19 protein-coding genes are annotated in these 17,494 nt (G+C 40.3%); 15 read left to right on the top strand and 4 right to left on the bottom strand.

Features of this window, described 5'->3' with window-relative positions; all coding sequences use genetic code 11:
• Position 1 precedes the first annotated feature (1 nt).
• From C8270_RS08845 to C8270_RS08895, 11 genes are read left to right on the top strand one after another with little or no spacing between them, the layout of a single operon-like run.
• Positions 2-1,474: an adenosylcobinamide amidohydrolase gene (locus C8270_RS08845; RefSeq protein WP_106496480.1), complete on the top strand. Its 1,473-nt coding sequence runs from the start codon at positions 2-4 to the stop codon at positions 1,472-1,474.
• Positions 1,471-2,433, top strand: coding sequence for an adenosylcobinamide-phosphate synthase CbiB (gene cbiB, locus C8270_RS08850; RefSeq protein ID WP_106496481.1), 963 nt, complete (start codon positions 1,471-1,473; stop codon positions 2,431-2,433). Before C8270_RS08845 ends, cbiB begins: the two co-directional genes overlap by 4 nt.
• Positions 2,408-3,484 carry a threonine-phosphate decarboxylase CobD gene (cobD, locus tag C8270_RS08855; RefSeq protein ID WP_106496482.1) on the top strand — a complete coding sequence of 359 codons (1,077 nt, stop codon included), beginning with the start codon at positions 2,408-2,410 and terminating at the stop codon, positions 3,482-3,484. Before cbiB ends, cobD begins: the two co-directional genes overlap by 26 nt.
• Positions 3,466-4,053: a bifunctional adenosylcobinamide kinase/adenosylcobinamide-phosphate guanylyltransferase gene (locus C8270_RS08860; RefSeq protein WP_106496483.1), complete on the top strand. Its 588-nt coding sequence runs from the start codon at positions 3,466-3,468 to the stop codon at positions 4,051-4,053. The genes cobD and C8270_RS08860 overlap by 19 nt, the downstream gene beginning before the upstream one ends.
• An 8-nt stretch (positions 4,054-4,061) precedes the next feature.
• Positions 4,062-4,895: a cobyric acid synthase gene (locus tag C8270_RS08865; protein ID WP_234028525.1), complete on the top strand. Its 834-nt coding sequence runs from the start codon at positions 4,062-4,064 to the stop codon at positions 4,893-4,895.
• Entirely contained in the window at positions 4,892-5,686 is a 795-nt protein-coding gene (gene cobS, locus C8270_RS08870) for an adenosylcobinamide-GDP ribazoletransferase (protein ID WP_106496485.1), read from the top strand. The genes C8270_RS08865 and cobS overlap by 4 nt, the downstream gene beginning before the upstream one ends.
• Positions 5,644-6,261: a histidine phosphatase family protein gene (locus C8270_RS08875; protein WP_158701674.1), complete on the top strand. Its 618-nt coding sequence runs from the start codon at positions 5,644-5,646 to the stop codon at positions 6,259-6,261. Before cobS ends, C8270_RS08875 begins: the two co-directional genes overlap by 43 nt.
• Positions 6,213-6,650, top strand: coding sequence for a bifunctional adenosylcobinamide kinase/adenosylcobinamide-phosphate guanylyltransferase (locus C8270_RS08880; protein ID WP_106496487.1), 438 nt, complete (start codon positions 6,213-6,215; stop codon positions 6,648-6,650). The genes C8270_RS08875 and C8270_RS08880 overlap by 49 nt, the downstream gene beginning before the upstream one ends.
• A gap of 19 nt (positions 6,651-6,669) precedes the next feature.
• Entirely contained in the window at positions 6,670-7,257 is a 588-nt protein-coding gene (locus C8270_RS08885; protein ID WP_106496488.1) for a cob(I)yrinic acid a,c-diamide adenosyltransferase, read from the top strand.
• Entirely contained in the window at positions 7,254-7,742 is a 489-nt protein-coding gene (locus C8270_RS08890) for an ECF transporter S component (protein ID WP_106496489.1), read from the top strand. The genes C8270_RS08885 and C8270_RS08890 overlap by 4 nt, the downstream gene beginning before the upstream one ends.
• Positions 7,739-8,467 (top strand): ATP-binding protein, encoded by a 729-nt coding sequence (locus C8270_RS08895; protein WP_106496490.1) that lies wholly within the window; start codon positions 7,739-7,741, stop codon positions 8,465-8,467. The genes C8270_RS08890 and C8270_RS08895 overlap by 4 nt, the downstream gene beginning before the upstream one ends.
• Positions 8,468-9,385: 918 nt before the next feature.
• Here the strand turns inward: C8270_RS08895 and C8270_RS20260 are convergent.
• A complete protein-coding gene (locus tag C8270_RS20260) occupies positions 9,386-9,766 on the bottom strand; it encodes a hypothetical protein (protein ID WP_199794662.1) in 381 nt (126 codons plus the stop codon).
• A 398-nt stretch (positions 9,767-10,164) separates the two neighbouring features.
• Between C8270_RS20260 and cysK the strand changes: the two genes are divergently transcribed.
• The 4 genes from cysK (at position 10,165) to C8270_RS08920 (ending at position 13,763) form a co-directional block, all read left to right on the top strand.
• Complete coding sequence (gene cysK, locus C8270_RS08905) at positions 10,165-11,085, top strand: cysteine synthase A (RefSeq protein WP_106496491.1); 921 nt, start codon at positions 10,165-10,167, stop codon at positions 11,083-11,085.
• Positions 11,086-11,421: 336 nt separating this feature from the next.
• Complete coding sequence (locus C8270_RS08910; RefSeq protein ID WP_106496492.1) at positions 11,422-12,222, top strand: transporter substrate-binding domain-containing protein; 801 nt, start codon at positions 11,422-11,424, stop codon at positions 12,220-12,222.
• 159 nt (positions 12,223-12,381) lie between these two features.
• Complete coding sequence (locus C8270_RS08915; protein ID WP_106496493.1) at positions 12,382-13,044, top strand: amino acid ABC transporter permease; 663 nt, start codon at positions 12,382-12,384, stop codon at positions 13,042-13,044.
• On the top strand, positions 13,041-13,763 hold the full coding sequence (locus C8270_RS08920) for an amino acid ABC transporter ATP-binding protein (protein ID WP_106496494.1): 723 nt from the start codon (positions 13,041-13,043) through the stop codon (positions 13,761-13,763). Before C8270_RS08915 ends, C8270_RS08920 begins: the two co-directional genes overlap by 4 nt.
• Positions 13,764-13,822: 59 nt before the next feature.
• On the opposite strand, the gene C8270_RS08925 is transcribed toward C8270_RS08920, so the two are convergent.
• The 3 genes from C8270_RS08925 to galT all read right to left on the bottom strand — a co-directional run bounded on the left by C8270_RS08925 (position 13,823) and on the right by galT (position 17,492).
• Positions 13,823-14,791, bottom strand: coding sequence for a proline dehydrogenase family protein (locus C8270_RS08925; protein WP_106496495.1), 969 nt, complete (start codon positions 14,789-14,791; stop codon positions 13,823-13,825).
• Between the two features lie 178 nt (positions 14,792-14,969).
• Positions 14,970-16,001, bottom strand: a complete 1,032-nt coding sequence (locus tag C8270_RS08930) for an aldose epimerase family protein (RefSeq protein ID WP_106496496.1) — start codon at positions 15,999-16,001, stop codon at positions 14,970-14,972.
• 12 nt (positions 16,002-16,013) lie between these two features.
• Positions 16,014-17,492: a UDP-glucose--hexose-1-phosphate uridylyltransferase gene (gene galT / locus C8270_RS08935; protein WP_106496497.1), complete on the bottom strand. Its 1,479-nt coding sequence runs from the start codon at positions 17,490-17,492 to the stop codon at positions 16,014-16,016.
• Between the last annotated feature and the right edge of the window lie 2 nt (positions 17,493-17,494).

A 17,494-nucleotide genomic window follows, 5' to 3' on the forward strand; every position in this document is an offset into this window, starting at 1 on the left:
TATGATCGATGTCTTACATGTTTCCGGCGGATATTCAAATGAAGCTATTCTAAAGGATGTTTCCTTCCGTGTAAACAAGGGGGAATTCTTTGGCATTATTGGCCCGAATGGCAGTGGTAAAACAACATTGCTGAAAATGATGAGTGGTATTTTGCCAATCAAGTCTGGTGAGATTACATTGAATGGGGAGTCGGTTTCGTCCTATTCGGTCAAAGATTTTGCAAAATGGATGGCTGTTTTGCCTCAGCATACGTCGCAAACATTTAGTTATACCGTGAAAGAGACGGTCTCACTCGGTAGATATGTCCATCAAAAAGGGCTGTTTCAGTCGTCTTCCGAGGAAGATGAACGGGTTGTGCAGGAAGTGATGAAGCAAACCGGTGTTGATCATTACCAGGATGACTTGCTTGATAGGCTTTCTGGTGGGGAACGCCAGCGTGTTTATTTAGCCCAAGCCTTGGCCCAGAATCCGCAAATTCTACTATTGGATGAACCGACTAATCACCTTGATCTAGCTTTTCAAAAGGAATTGCTAGATCTATTGAAAAAGTGGACCAATGAGAAACAGTTAACGGTCGTGTCGATTTTTCATGATTTGAATTTGGCTAGTTTGTATTGTGATCGGTTATTGATGTTGCATCAAGGCGGCATAAAAACTTGTGATCAACCAGATGAAGTATTGAAGGCGGAAAAGGTACAGGAGGTTTATGAAACTCGGATTGAAAAATATCCCCATCCGAAAATTCCCAAACCGCAGATTATGTTGGTTCCTGAAAAACAGGACAGTAAGAAAGAGGTACCGCTAATTAAAGAAGATTTTTTGCGAGTTAGCAAGGAAATGATTCATTTGCAATCACCTATCCCGCTAAAAACATTGTCCTCTGGTGTAACTGGTTCAGGAATGGGGTGGCACCGGTCATTTGTGAATCGCCATGTTGGAAAAGATTATAATTGTGACGACCATAAACAAGATATGATCGACTATTTAACTGATCATGGTTTTGAACCGAATGAAACGGTTGGCATGATGACAGCGGTTGACTTAAAAGATGTCTCCTATCAGTTTTTGGAAATGGATGGATGTTCTATATTTGTGGTTGTGACTGCTGGAACTGGAAATGCGGTTGATGTAGCTTTCGGGGAAAAGCATGGTTTTACGCAATCACCAGGAACGATTAATACATGGGTATTTGTGAATGGAAAACTGACAGACGAGGCGTTTATCCAGTGTATTATGACGGCAACCGAAGCAAAGGTAAAAGCACTTCGGGAGGAATCGATTTTGGATCAAATTACCGAAACATATGCAACAGGGACATCAACAGATAGTATGCTAATTGCTGCAACACAAAAGGGGCCTGAAATTTCCTTTGGCGGTTCGATCACTCCATTAGGAAGCCTTGTTGGCAAAGGCGTTTTCGCTTGTACGAAACAAGCACTACAGCATTATGTAGCAAGGAAAAACCCCAAATGATTTACCATTTTGCAGCTATTGGTCTCGCATATATCGTTGATTGGCTTGTTGGTGATCCGGAAAATTGGCCACATCCAGTGAAAGGTTTTGGTCGGCTTATTTCTTATTTAGATAGAAGAATGAATAAGGGAAGCTATCGAAAATCGAAGGGGCTTTTAATGGTCGTGATTGTTGTCAGCATTGTACTTGGTCTAAGTCTCTTACTTGTGACCTGTTGTTATCAATTGCCCCCTCTAGTCGGGATGATGATGGAGGCTGTATTGATTGCGACAACCATTTCGCAAAATAATTTAGCAAAAGCAGCAATGAACGTATATCATCCGTTGGAATCAGGGGATCTGGCAAATGCTCGAATGAAACTCTCTTATATTGTTGGGCGCGATACGGAGCGCTTAGCAGAAGGAGAAATTACGAGAGGCACAGTTGAGACCGTCTCGGAAAATACGAGTGATGGCATAACAGCTCCATTCTTTTGGAGTTTTATTGGTGGTGCACCATTGGCACTTGTTTATCGGGCGGTGAATACGTGTGACTCGATGGTCGGTTATAAAAATGCTACCTATCAGGAATTTGGTTGGGCTTCTGCCAGACTTGATGATTTACTTAACTGGATCCCAGCCAGGTTAACGGCCTTCATAATGATGGTTGCCCAACGACCAAAGCACACCACTTTTCAAAATGCTTGGTCGATCCTGTTTCGTGATGCAAGGAAACATAATAGTCCTAATAGTGGCTGGGGAGAAGCAGCGGTTGCTTCTTTATTAGGAATTCAACTTGGCGGAACCAATTATTATCAGGGGAAAAAATCGGCTTCCCAGAAGATGGGGGATTTTCACGTTCCATTACAGCCTAAACATATTTCGCAAACCATTACGCTAATGCGGAGAACCGTTTTCCTATTCTTGGTATGCTTTATGATTGGAGGAATCACAATTGAATTGGCCACAACATGGATCTAATCCGAATTATGTATATGAATATATGGGACTACCAATGCCTAAAGCGGTCATTGACTTTAGTGTGAATCTAAATCCACTCGGTTCACCCGCAGGAATAGAGCGAAAATGGTCTTCCTGGTTTGCGGCAGTGGATGACTATCCTGATCCAACTGGAAAGGAATTAGTAGAACGTATTGCGGAAAAAGAACAGTTGCCAATGGAATCCATTTTGCTTGGAAATGGGGCAGCGGAAATCATTGCATTACTGGCTAGAATGTTTGCAGGTAAACGGGTGCTGCTAATTCAGCCTACTTTTTCCGAATATGAACGCACGTGTGCAGCATATGGTTGTTCGGTTTCCTACGTGACATTGACGGAGGGAAAATGGGAGTTACAACCAGACGAACTGGAAGCTGAGTTAGCTGCAGCTGATGTGCTGTTTCTTTGTCATCCAAACAATCCGACTGGAATCATCTATTCAGAAGATTTTCTAGTTAAAATTCTAAAGGCTTGCCGGAAGCATGATTGCTATCTGGTTATGGATGAAGCTTTTTATGACTTTTTAGCAGAGCCAATAACGATGGCACCAATGATCAATGATTTCCCTAATTTAGCTGTTATTCGGTCATTAACAAAAATGTATGCAATTGCTGGTTTGCGACTGGGCTATCTGCTTGCTGCTCCTGAGGTTATTGAAAAACTTGAAGCCTACCAACCACATTGGAGTGTAAATGCACTGGCAATGCTGGCTGGAAAGGAATGTCTTTTAGCCGAAGATTATGGGTATCGTACACGCACATTTATTTCTACTGAGCGTAAAAAGATGGTGCATTCATTAAGGGGTCAGGGTTATCTTGTTTCCGATAGCAAGGTGAATTTTTACTTGCTTCGGGATCCGGAGCTAGATGATCAACTGCCATTGTTTTTATTTTTATTAAAAAGAGGGATCGTTGCCAGACATACTGCAAATTACCATGGGCTACATGGACGATGGTTGAGATTTGCCATTAAACAAACGGAAGAGAATGACATCCTTATGGAGGCATTAACAGCATGGAAGAACAAGGATTGATTTTCATTACAGGTGGTGCTAGAAGTGGAAAAAGTACCTTTGCGGAAGGGTATGCTGCATCACTTGCCGAAAAAATGGACGGGAACCTGCATTACATAGCGACTTCTAAACCGACAGATCGTGAAATGAAAGAAAGAATTGCCCGTCACCAGCGGCAGCGTCAGGAAAGCGGGCTTCATTGGAAAACGACGGAATGTCCGGTAGATTTACATACAATGGTCGATGTTTTGCAGCAACATGATATTGTCTTGCTTGATTGTTTAACTGTTTTGCTGACGAATGAATTGTTTCGGGAGGGATTTTCGGAAAATTCCCTGAAACAAGCGGATGATCAAGAAACAGTTATGCAAACGATCTGGCAAGGGATGGAGGCAATTAGGACGCATGCAAAAACACTTTTAATCGTTTCGAACGAAGTATTACATGAACCGATGCTAGACAGCGCACTCGTTCATGTGTATTGCAGACTGCTTGGGAAACTACACCAGCAAATTGTCGAGGATGCAACGGAGGCTTACTTGGTGGAAACAGGCGTCCCGATCGCTATGAAGGGAGCGAATGTCAGGTGAAAGGCGTGATGATTCAAGGCACAGCATCTAATGTAGGTAAAAGTTTGCTTGTAACAGCAATCTGTCGGATCTTAGCTAATGAAGGGTATACTGTTGCACCTTTTAAATCCCAGAACATGTCCAATTACACGTATTTTTTGAAGGATGGAGCGGAAATTTCACGGTCTCAAGCGTTACAGGCAGAGGCAGCAAAACAAGAACCAACCATTTGGATGAATCCGATTATGCTGAAACCACGTTCTGATTTGCAAGCAGAGGTGGTTTTGCTTGGGAAGCCGGCAAACACGTTGTCTGGGCGGGATTATCGGGATACTTTTTATGAAACGGGTTTGGAAGTCATTCACAAATCATTGACCAAACTAAGTAATGATTATGATGTCGTTGTAATGGAAGGTGCCGGGAGTCCGGTTGAGCTTAATTTAAAGGATAAAGAACTGGTTAACATGAAGGTGGCGGAAATCGCCGATGTACCCGTCCTCCTTGTTGCGGATATTGATAGGGGAGGGGTATTTGCCAGTATTGTGGGCACCTTAGAATTATTGCATCCAGAAGAAAGAGCACGTGTAAAGGGGATTATCATTAATAAGTTTCGTGGTGATCCGGCACTATTTGCGGATGGTATTCGCTGGATGGAAGAAAAAACCGGGATCCCTGTGTTGGGGCTTTTACCCCATGTGGAACATTTGATAGAAGCAGAAGATTCACTATCTGATCAGCAAACTACGCCTAAAGCAGCAAATTCGATAACGGACAATAAATATGATGATTTGGCAGAAAAATTAAAAGCGCATCTGGATTGGCACCAAATAATTACCATTCTAAAACGGTGGAACACACAATGAAATCATATGTAAATGGATTAATTATTACGATACAATTTTTTAGTATTTTGCCAATCCACCAAGAAGTTCCAATGACAGCTAAAAATTTGGAACGGGCAATTAGAATGTTTCCCTTATTTGGTCTGCTAATGGGGCTTACGTATGGTGGCTCGTTGTACGGTCTTACCGAGTGGACGCTCTTTTCACCGCTCGCGATTGCATTTTTCATTTGGTTGCTGCCGATTATTCTAACTGGTGGGATCCACCTTGATGGTTGGATGGATGCTAGTGACGCATTTTTCTCCTATCGTGATCAGACGAAACGGCTTGAAATTATGAATGACCCGAGAATCGGTGCGTTCGGTGTGCTAAGTGTCATCGTGTTACTTAGTGCCAAATTTCTATTTATCTATGAAATCATGCTTGGACTCAAGTTTCATTCTATTGTTCTGATCATTTTTGTACCGTTTTTTAGCAGAATAGTAATGGGAATGATGCTCGCATTAGTACATCCCGCCAAAGAAACGGGGCTCGGACATTTATTTCAGCAATCTTGTAAGCGCTCAACGTTATGGAGCTATTTTATTTACCTTATCCTATTTACCTTTATAGGTTGGTTTACGGGTATACCAATCTTGTTGATGGTTATGGGGATGTTTCTCGTTGCGCTTATGCTTTTTCTAGTTATCCGCAAAAAAGTTCGTAAATGGTTTGGTGGCATAACTGGAGATGTTGTTGGCGCATCAATGGAAGGGGTGGAAGTCTGCTTATGGATGATGATTTGGCTATTACATTATTACGGCATGGGATGACAACCGCGAATCAAAAGGGAACATATATTGGCTGGACGGATACGCCTTTGAGTACTAAAGGGTGTAACGATCTTTGTATAAACCTACCAAAACAGGATCTAATATTTTCTAGTGATTTAACCCGTTGTCTGGAAACAGCAGCAATTCTATTTCCCAGTCAGCCTGTCCAGGCATTGAAGGAAATGAGAGAAATGAACTTTGGTGCTTGGGAAGGCAAAACATATGATCAACTAAAACATCTGCCAGCATATCGACATTGGCTTGACAACCCATATACAGCGAGTCCTGACGGTGGTGAGTCTTTTGCAGCATTTGGTGACAGAATACGTACGGGATTTACCATGGTAAAAAAACAGATTCTCGATTCAGATGCTAAAGATAGTGCTATTGTGACTCACGGCGGTGTTATTCGCTATTTATTGTCTGTTTTCTCAGGGCAAAACAGGTCCTTTTTTGAATGGAAAATCCCTTATGGCGGGGGTTACCGGTTGTGTTGGTTAAAGGATGATTTTAGGAGGGAAAAAGCATGCACATTGTTACAGGCGGTGCCTACAATGGAAAATCCGCGTGGGTGAGGAAATTTTACCAGCTTGACAATGTCTCAAATTGGCACTGGATAGCTGCTTACGATGAAACATGCCCGAAAGATTTGGCTGCATTTGGACAGGATTTAATCGTCTTAAATGGTGTTGAGCATTGGGTGTACAAATGGTCGGAAACGCAAAGTATAAGCGAAATTCGAGATTTTGGACGGGCTATCATAAGCAATTGGGTAAATTGGGAAGATGAAAAAGCTTGCCGGAAACTCGTGGTCATTGGATCTGATATCTCCAAAGGAATCGTGCCAATGGAGCAACAAATGCGGGCATGGCGGGATGCGACAGGTTGGTTTTATCAGGACTTAGTGGAAAAGTGTGATCGTTTGGACATGATCTGGTATGGGGTCCAAACACAACTAAAATAATTATTTCGGAGGGAAAAACATGCGAATTTATACAAGAACAGGTGATAAAGGACAAACAGCTTTGATTGGTGGGCGAGTTGATAAGGATGACATTCGTGTCGAGGCATACGGAACGGTTGATGAATTAAATAGTTTTGTTGGAAAAATAGTGACGGAATTGGATCCAAACCAGTTCTCCGATATTCTAGAGGATCTTGAAAAAATTCAGCACGAACTATTTGATTGTGGCGGCGATTTAGCAAGCGTTTCTAAAAGAAGACCATTAAAGCTTGCAGAAGAAACAATTGACTATTTGGAGGAAAAAATCGATCAGCTTATCGACCAGGCACCAGAAGTGGAGCGGTTTATTTTGCCAGGTGGTACCAAACCGGCAGCCTCGATTCATATTGCTCGGACAATTACGAGAAGGGCAGAGCGGATGGTTGTCCGTCTTATGAAACACGAGCAACTAGAATCAAATGTACCACTCAAGTATTTAAATCGACTTTCTGATTATTTCTTTGCCCTGGCAAGGGTTGTCAATGCAAGAATGGGCGTTGCGGATGTTGAATATGTTCGAAGTGCCAAGGTGTTCCGCAATGGTAAACGGAAGGAGAAGGGAGAGTGACGACGAAAAAACTATGCCTGTTGGCTCTGTTTATCGCACTTTCGGTCATTGGTGCGATGATCAAAATCCCTTCATTTGTTGGCAGCATAGCACTTGATGCGTTTCCAGCTTTGCTTGCTGCTGTTTTGATTAGCAAGCAAATGGGAGCGCTTGTTGCAGGCTTCGGGCATCTTATGTCAGCGCTTATTGCAGGCATGCCGCTAGGGCCGCTGCATGTGATTATTGCTTTGGAAATGGCAATCATTGTTTGGTTCTTTAGCGTTATTTATTTGTCAGGAAAAAGAAAGCTAGCCGGTCTATTTTTTGTTTTCAGCAACAGTTTACTCGCAGCATTACCGATGTTGTTTTTACTAGGAATTTCTTTTTACCTTGCCGTTCTGCCTTCATTGTTAATTGGAGCGGTAGTTAATGCGGGTGTTGCCCTGTTGTTTATTCCAAAGTTTGTCACGCTATTTCATGGAAAAATAGTGGAGATGTTGAAATGAAAAGGGATGCGTTAATTGTACCGTTTGATCAAAATACCGATATTGTCATCGCTTGCGATAATAGTGGCTCCATTGGAATGAAACTAGCTGACAATGTTTCTGTACCCTATGATATTGTAGCCTATTTTGCCTTTCGCGTTGCATATATGGAGTGTGCTGCTGCAGGGGGTTTTCCGTTTTCAGTCACACTGCAAAATTTTAATGACGAACAGACATGGCCTTCGCTGATTGCAGGAATAAAGCAAGGAACGGATGAATTAGGAATTGCCGAACTCCCGATTACAGGCAGTACCGAATCCAATTTTTCCTTGTCACAATCAGCAACAGGGATTACCGTGTTAGGGAAGCGGCAACGTAATGAAGAACAGTCGTATGCTAATCATCAAGCAGTATCTGTTGCTGTTATCGGAAGCCCATTAGTCGGTGAAGAAGTCATCCAACAAAAAGAAGCAGTCGCACCACTTAATTTGTTTCAATGGTATTGTGAGCATAATAGTGTTTTAAGCGTTGTTCCAGTTGGGTCGAAAGGTATTTTATATGAACTGAAGCAACTATTTCCAAATTCGTCCCTGCATTTTTCGAGTGATCTTGATTTGAAAAAATCATCAGGCCCCGCTACGTGCTTTATTGCTGTGTATAAAAAGGATGAGCATCAGACAATTAAGTCAAAAGCAGTTCAGTTGTTTCATCGTGTTGCGGTTGAAGGTGGGGAACTGTATAGCTGAGAGCGGACTGGTGGGCGGTGATCTCTAGTAGAATAAATATACTAATTTAGAAAAGTGCCCAATATAAACTAACGGGTTCTCTATAAGGTTGCAAAACAACAAATAACAATATAAATGGGGTGCAAAATCACATACAGTATCGCACCCTTATTTTTGTAGTTATATCAATGCATTTGGCTATTTGTTGGTTAAAATAGCATGATAAATAGCAATAACTTTAGCAGAGTGGGAATAGATATTCTCACTCTGCTATTTTATTTGATAAACTACCAGTTATTTTACAAGTGGAAATCAAAAAGGGCCGGTTCCGATTGTAGATGACATAAATTTTATATTGTTGACTCTCACATCCTCGCTTAATTTAGTGCTGGAAAACCGCTCCGGCAGAATACTTCGCTTTCCGCGGGCACGGCCTCAGCCTCCTTGCCCCGGCGAGGGGTATGTCGACGTTGTCCGCAAAGGACGGTTTTAGTCGACCTTCCTTTTCAAATCACTCTGCGGGGTCTTCGGACACGTGCTGTTCCCGCAGGAGTCTACGTATTCTGCCTACGCTAGTTAAGATTATCTAACTTAAAATTGTTGTCCCTGATTGCTATCCAGCGGAAGAAAAACACGGAGACTCCTGTGGGAGAAGAGGCCTAGGTGAGACCCCGCAGTGCGACAGCACGAGGAGGCTCATCAGCCGCCCACGGAAAGCGCAGTGTTTTTCTGGAGCGGCCATTTGTAGCAGAACCAGAAATCTCCCAATAAATTTTCTATCACCAACAAATATTAGAAGTTAATACTACTGTGAATTGCCCTGATGTTTTTGTGAATTTTCTGTGATTTGAGATGTTTTTCTCTTGTTTGCACCTCTAAAGAGAACCCGTTACAATATAAACTGGGCACTTTTATTTTAAAGGGGAATCTGTTAAACACTTAAACCTGCTTCAAATTTCGTATTTTTCCTTCTTGTTCAATGGATCGTACTGAGAGTGTTTCAAGTATTTTTTCATGACGGTTTTGATTGTTGGAGAGGTCATTCAGTTTTTCTGAATTGCGGACTATTTGTTCAAAGTTACGATCAATTTGCTTGGCCATGGATTCAATGTCCTTTTTGGTAGCCATAGAACTGAGATCATCTTTTGTGGCCATGGATTCAATGTCTTTTTTAGTAGCCATGGAACTAAGATCATCTTTCGTAGCCATAGAACTGAGATCATCCTTCGTAGCCATGTATTCTAAATCTCTCTTCATAGCCATATTGGATTTTATATCCTTTATTTCATTTACCATTTGCTGTAATAATTGCTCGCTCATTTTTTCACCTCCTCTAAAGATGTTTTTTCTAGTATACCATGTACATAAACTATCAACAATTTACGAAAAATGTTCTTGATAGAGATAAAATCATTTTTTATCAATGGATTTAGTGTTGAAATTAGTATTCTAGATAGATGTTCTAGGAAAGTGCACCTAGATAATAGTTAAATTCCTTTTTTTAGATTATTTTTCGATTACGAAATTTTCCGCCCATCCCTTGAAAGTGAAGTATATACGGGATACGGGGCAAAAAGCACAAACAATCAAAATTATATTTCCAAGCCAAATAACTTGTAAACACGTAACAATAATTAGTATCATGTATTGTATAGTAAAGTACTAGGAATTAAATTACGTTAAAATACATTGTTAAAATCGGGAAGGTGTCTTGGACGATGAAAGTTGTTAACAATATGACAGAATTGATGGGGGATACACCTGTTGTAAAATTGAACAGACTTGTCCCGGAAGATGTGGCAGATGTTTTTGTTAAATTAGAAATGTTTAACCCAAGCAAAAGTGTTAAAGACCGTGCGGCAATAAACATGATTCGTGTCGCGGAAGAACAAGGGTTGATTAAGTCAGGTGGAACCATTATTGAGCCGACAAGTGGGAACACTGGAATAGGGCTTGCGATGGCTTCTGCAGCTAAAGGATACCAGGCAATTATGGTCATGCCTGATAATAGTACGATGGAAAGAAGAAATATTTTGCAAGCCTTTGGAGCAAAGGTTGTCTTAACCCCAAGTGAGGAAAAAATGCCTGGTTGTATTAAAAAGGCCATGGAACTGCAAAACGAAATCCCTGGCAGTTTTATTCCGCAACAATTCCAGAACCAGGCAAATGCCGACATTCACAGAATCACAACGGCACTGGAAATTTACGATCAAATGGATGGTAACCTTGATGCATTTGTTTGCACTGCAGGAACAGGTGGAACCGTTACTGGAACAGGTGAAGTATTAAAGGAAAAACTGCCAGAACTGTCGATAACCATTGCAGAACCAAAAGGATCGCCTGTTTTATCTGGAGGAAAACCTGGAAAACATAAGTTGGTTGGAACGAGCCCAGGCTTTGTCCCAGAAATTTTAAACACAGATATTTACGATGAAATTATGCTAATTGAAGATGATATAGCAGTTGATATGTTTAAGAAACTACCAAGGACGGAAGGGTTATTTGTTGGCTTATCTGGTGCAGCATCAATTTATACAGGAATTGAAGTTGCTAAACGATTAGGGAAAGGTAAGCGGGTATTGTGTATTGCTCCTGATACTGGTGAGCGGTATTTGAGCATGGGTTTATTTGATGAATAAAAAGAAAAGCAGCACCGATCTTACTCAAGATTGGTGCTGCTTTTTAAATTTAGCAAAATCCCCATTCTATTTCTTCGCTCATAAGCCAAAATGACTACTTCCATAAATTAGAAGTTTTACAAAACTATCCCCATAACAAGCAAAACCATCAGAATCTATCGTATTTGGTAGATATCTGTAATAAATGAACGGATGATGGAAATTATGTAACTCTTAGTCCATTATTAGCCTTTCTATTATTAGTGGTGCACATTAATTGGATTTTTCTAAAAAATGAATCTTTGTTAAAGTTAATGAATACGTATTAGTTAATACTACTTAAGGGGGACAAAAGTAATGCAAAAGAAAAGCAGAAAATTTCTAGGCTTCATTTTGTTTTCATTATTAATTATCGGACTAGCCGCATGTGGATCTGACAATGAAGCAGATGGATCGGAAAAAGAGGATGGGAATGGGTTAAAAGACGAATATACAGTTGTTAGTGATACATCGTTTGTTCCATTTGAATTTAAAGAAGACGGTGAATATGTTGGCTTCGATATTGATCTTATTAATGCGATTGCCGATGAAGTCGGATTTGAAATCAATTTGGAAACGACCAATTTTGACGGGATTATACCTGGTTTACAGACGGGTCAATTTGATATTGCCTTAGCAGGTATCGGTATTACAGAAGAGCGGGCAAAGAAAATTGATTACAGTGATCCGTATTATGAATCCGGTTTACGTATTGGTGTAGCGGTTGATAATGACGAAATAAAAGGTATGGAAGATTTGGAAGGGAAGACAATTGCGACACGACTTGGATCAACGAGTTCTGCCTACATTAAGGAAAACATTGACGGTGCAGAGGCAAATCAATATGAACAGCTTGACCAGGCATACCTTGCTGTTGAAAATGGCAGTGCCGATGCGATTTTGTATGATGCACCAAACGTTGCCTATTATATTCAAACAAAAGGTGAGGACAGTCTAAAAATGGTTGGCGACCTTTACGAGGCTGAGAATTATGGAATCGCTTTTGCGAAAGATCAAGAGGAATTGGTTGATGCAGTTAATGAAGCATTGAAAACAATGAAGGAAAATGGAAAGTATGATGAAATCTATGAAAAATGGTTCGGGGAAAAACCTGAATAGATTTAGGTAAGCGGACAAAATTGGGGCGTTTCTATGCAGCGTAATAGAACGCAGCTAATTACAAAAGGGTGTAACCATCCAATTGTTACACCCTTTTTAACTTTTAATAGTTTAAATATCACCAGCTTTAGAGAAATTTAAACCAGGAGAGGTGAAAAAATGATAGGCAGATTTAATTGGGCAGGCGTTATTGATTTTTTACCACAAATAGCAACAGGTTTATACTACACCCTCCTCATCTCGATACTTGGGCTCCTTATTGGGTTTATTTTGGGTGCAATTTTCGGTTTAGGCCGAATTTCTAAAAACAAATTGATTTATTGGATATCTAGTGTATACATCGAAGTTATTCGCGGGACACCAGTGTTAGTGCAAGCAATTTGGATATTTTTCGCGCTACCGTTAATCATTGGTTTTAATTTTGAATCCGTTACGGCAGGTGTGATCGTAATTGCATTAAATTCCGGAGCATATATTGCCGAGATTGTTCGTGGTGCAGTCCAATCAATTGAAAAAGGTCAAATGGAGGCAGGACGATCACTTGGTTTGGATCACGGGAAAACGATGCGTTATATTATCTGGCCACAGGCGTTCAAACGAATGATTCCACCTCTAGGTAATCAATTTATTATCAGTATTAAGGATACCTCGCTTTTATCCGTCATTCTTGTTCCAGAGCTGATTTTCCAAGGACGTTTGATTGCGGCAAACCATTTTAATGCTGTTGAAATTTATACAACAGTTGCACTATTTTATCTTGCTATTACTTTGAGTTTATCCCTCATTTTACGTCTTGTTGAAAGAAGGTTAGATATTCAATGATTGAAGTAAAGGATTTGCATAAAAAATTTGGCGATCTGGAAGTGTTGAAAGGGATCAATTGTCAAATAGAATTAAAAGAAGTTGTTTGTGTAATCGGACCCAGTGGCTCTGGGAAAAGTACGTTTCTGCGTTGCTTGAACATGCTTGAGGAGATTACCAGTGGGGATGTAGTTGTGGATGGCGAACATTTGAAAGATCCGAAAACTGACATTAATGAGATTCGAACGGAAGTGGGCATGGTTTTCCAGCAGTTTAACTTGTTTCCACATCGGTCCGTTATTGAAAATATTATGTTGGCACCGCAAAAAGTACGTAAGATAAGTAATGAGGAAGCAAAAGAACGTGCAAAAGCATTGTTGGAAAAGGTTGGCTTAAACGATAAAGCCGATATGTATCCAAGTCAATTATCTGGTGGACAACAACAGCGTGTGGCAATTGCCCGAGCTCTTGCCATGGAACCGAAAGTGATGCTATTTGATGAACCTACGTCTGCTTTAGACCCTGAATTAGTTGGAGAGGTCTTGGAAGTAATGAAGCAGCTAGCACATGAAGGAATGACAATGGTTGTTGTCACACATGAGATGGGATTTGCTCGAGAAGTAGGCGATCGCGTGTTATTTATGGATGAAGGGGTCATTGTTGAAGAAGGGGATCCGGAGCAAATTTTTACAAAACCGGAATCAGAGCGAACGAAGGGATTTTTGAATAAGATTTTATAGGTAATTATAAAAAAAGTGCAGCGTATCGTTGTGATCGTTGCACTTTTATCTCTATGATTCTATTTTTTCTTGCTTAGCCGACCTAGTATGAATGCTCCTGCACCAATTCCGATCATTGTATTCGTCTTTTTGTTAAAAACCTGTTTGACCATTAGATTCAGGTTTTGTGGACGTTCGGCAAGACGGCGCATGAAATAGCCATACCAATCTGTCCCAAATGGTACATAGGTACAGAAATTATAACCTTCTTTTGCGAGCTCAAACTGCAAATCTTTACGGAAACCATACAGCATTTGGAACTCAAATTTATCCTTGGCAATATTATGTTCGTTAACAAATTTCTTAACATGATTGATAATATGGTGGTCATGGGTTGCGATTGATGTGAATTTCCCATGTAGCAAATGAGATTCGATTAACTTGATAAAGTTTTCATCAATATCTTTTTTATCTTGATATGCTACTTCCATTGGTTCTTTGTATGCACCTTTTACGATGCGCAAACGATAGTCTTTATGCTTTTGAATATTTTCTTCCGATTGATAGAAATAAGATTGGATAACAGTACCGATATTGCTGTAATCCTTTGATAGCTCGTCTAAGAGATCAAAAGAAGGCTGCAAGTGACTATAATCTTCCATATCAAAGTTAATAAAAATATTTAGCTCATTGGCCTTTGCGACAATCTCTCTTAAATTAGCCAAACAGAAGTTATAGTCAATGTCCAATCCAAGTTGGGTTGCTTTTAAAGAGATATGGGCATCCACATGGTTGTCGTGAATTGCTTCAATAACCTCGATAATTTGTTCTTTAGCTGCGATAGCTTCTTGCTTATCGGAAACAAATTCTCCTAAATTATCAATTGTTGCAGAGATGCCCTGTGTATTAAGTTCTTTAACGCTTTCAATCATCTCTTTTATATTTGTCCCAGCGACAACCGATTGGGCTCCAAGTTTAAAGCCATACTTTTGTGCAAGCGCATTCAAAATTTTATTCTGTGACATACCAATAAATAAGTCTTTTAACATATCTATTCCCCATTACTTTTTTCTTTTATTATATCATATGTGCGAATTTTTTATATAAAAAAATTTATGAATCGGCAAAAATGATAGAGTTTAAGCAGATTGGAAATTGATGGAGTAGTGTAAATTGGCAAGGTTGAAGCGGCACTTACTACTGACAAAGGCCGCTTCAGCTTTATAGTTAATTCCCGACACCAAACGAAAATACAGTTCGCTTCTTGTACTCTTCTCCAGCGTGTAATAGTACACTTGGAAAGCCTTTGTGATGCAATGATGCCGGGGATGCCTGTGTTTCAAAGCATACACCAAGATGCTTCTGGGAAAGACCTTCGCTTAAGCGTAGTCCATCATCCAATCCGTTGGCGGTATACATCACCATTCCAGGTTGATCGGTTTTTACAGTCATGACACGTCCGGAATTAGCCTCATTTACGATCACATTACCTTCAGTGTTAAAAAGAAAATAGTGGTCATATCCGTTGCCTGCAATGTGATGTTGAATTGAATCAGATTGGAAGCCATCGCCAAGCATCCGCCCATTATGAAAAGCAAAACTGGTTTCGGAAGTTTCCATTAGTTTTCCAGTCGGTATCAGTTCATGATCAAGTTCGACAATCCAATCGCTAGCAAATGTAACATGATGATTGTGAACAGGTTTCTTCAGATTTCCAGTTAAATTAAAATAGGAGTGATTCGTTAAAGCCATAGCTGTTGTTTGATCAGTGCTGGCCCAATAATCAAGTGACAATTCATTGGCATTGTTCAGTGTATACGTAACAGTGACTTCTCTATTTCCGGGATAGCCATTTTCTCTATCTTTACTAGCATGGGCAAGTTTTAAACCAACCGAATCATTCGTTTGAAACGTTTCGGCATCCCAAATTTTATGATGAAATCCGTTTGAACCTCCGTGGAGATGGTGACTTCCTTCATTTTTTTCCAATTTATAGGTACCTCCTTCCAGATGAAAGGAAGCATGTTGAATCCTACCTGCTACGGGACCAATAAGGGCACCAAAAAAATGGGGGTTTTCCTCGTAGTCGGCATAATCATCATAGCTTAAGACGACATTTTCCATTGTTCCATCCTTGTCTGGAACAATGATTTTTGTAATAATTCCACCGTAGTTTAGTATGCTGACAGCCATGCCATTATCGTTCGTAAGCGTATATTCTGTCCATTTATTTAATCTAGTTTGTTGCGAAATATTCATGTGCTCGATCACCTACTTATTCAGCGTTTTGATAAATCGGTTAAATGCCGCATCTTCCTTGAATACGCCGGCATCCTCAAGAACGCGGATAAATTTTTTTGCTAGCTCTTTTTGTATAATAGTCTTGGCATCGATAGAACTTGCTACTGTTCCGTACGTATCCTTCATCTGTTGCGCCCAGTCTTGGTGATAGTTTGCTACATTATCTGATTTGTCTTGTAAAAATTGTTCAATTGCCGCAAGTTCATCCTTCAATCGTGCAGGCAGTACTGCAAGACCCATTACTTCAATCAGCCCGATATTTTCCTTTTTAATATGCTGGACATCTGCATGTGGGTGAAAAATTCCCAATGGATATTCTTCAGATGTACGGTTGTTACGTAAAACAAGATCCAATTCATGTACGCCATCTCGTATTCGAGCAATTGGTGTGATCGTATTATGGGGTGTGTTTCCTGTGTGAGCTCTCACACCCGCAAGTTCATCAGAATAGTCACGCCATGTTTGTAAAATATGATCAGCTGCATCAAGCAATTGTTCTTTTTCCGAGCTTTTCAGGCGAATTACGGATAAGGGCCAGTTCAAAACAGAAGCTAACACGTCTGAAAAACCATCAAGTTCAAATGTGAATCTATTATCTGCCCTTGTCATAGCAAATTCATAGCGGCCACCCTGGTAGTGATCATGGGTCAAAATCGATCCCCCAACAATTGGCAGATCAGCATTCGAACCGATGAAGTAATGTGGGAATTTTTCCGTGAACAGAAGCAGTCGTTCAAAGGCATCTTTATCTATTTTCATATCCTGATGTTCTTCTGCTAGTAAAATGCTGTGCTCCGGATAGTAAACATATGGCGAATATTGCAGATACCAGTTTTCATTCATAATCGGAATACGAATGACGCGATGATTGGCACGGGCAGGATAACCGGTTCTGCCATTGTATCCTTCGTTTTCCACGCATAAAACACATGTTGGATAATTAGTTGTTTTTTTCATTTCGCGTTCTCGTTTAATTTGTTCTGGGTCTTTTTCTGGTTTGGATAAATTAATGGTGATATCTAATTTTCCGTATGGTGTATCTGCTTTGAAATGGATGTTTTTTTTAATACGATTCATCTGAATGTAATTGCTGTTTTGACTTAATTGATAAAAATAATCGGTTGCAGCCTCAGGAGAGTGGTCGTATTTTTCCTGGAAAGTGGCATTTACAACAGATGGGCGCGCAACAAAGCAGTTCATGATAGCCGCGGCAAGCATTTCCTTATCATCGAAAACATCCTCAATGACATGATATTCGATTGCATAGTCAACAAGTTTTCCCAGTAAATCGGGAATTGTTCCATCGCTTACGTTATTGATCTTTTCCGGAAATGATTCTAGTTGCAATAAATGCATTACTTGGTTTTGTACATATATACGGTCAGCTTTATCAATTAATCCTTTATTTGTTGCCTGCTGAATCAGCCCTGCCAAGTCCTGGTAGATCATGA

The sequence above is a fragment of the Lentibacillus sp. Marseille-P4043 genome, from assembly GCF_900258515.1.
Lineage (GTDB): Bacteria > Bacillota > Bacilli > Bacillales > Amphibacillaceae > Lentibacillus_C.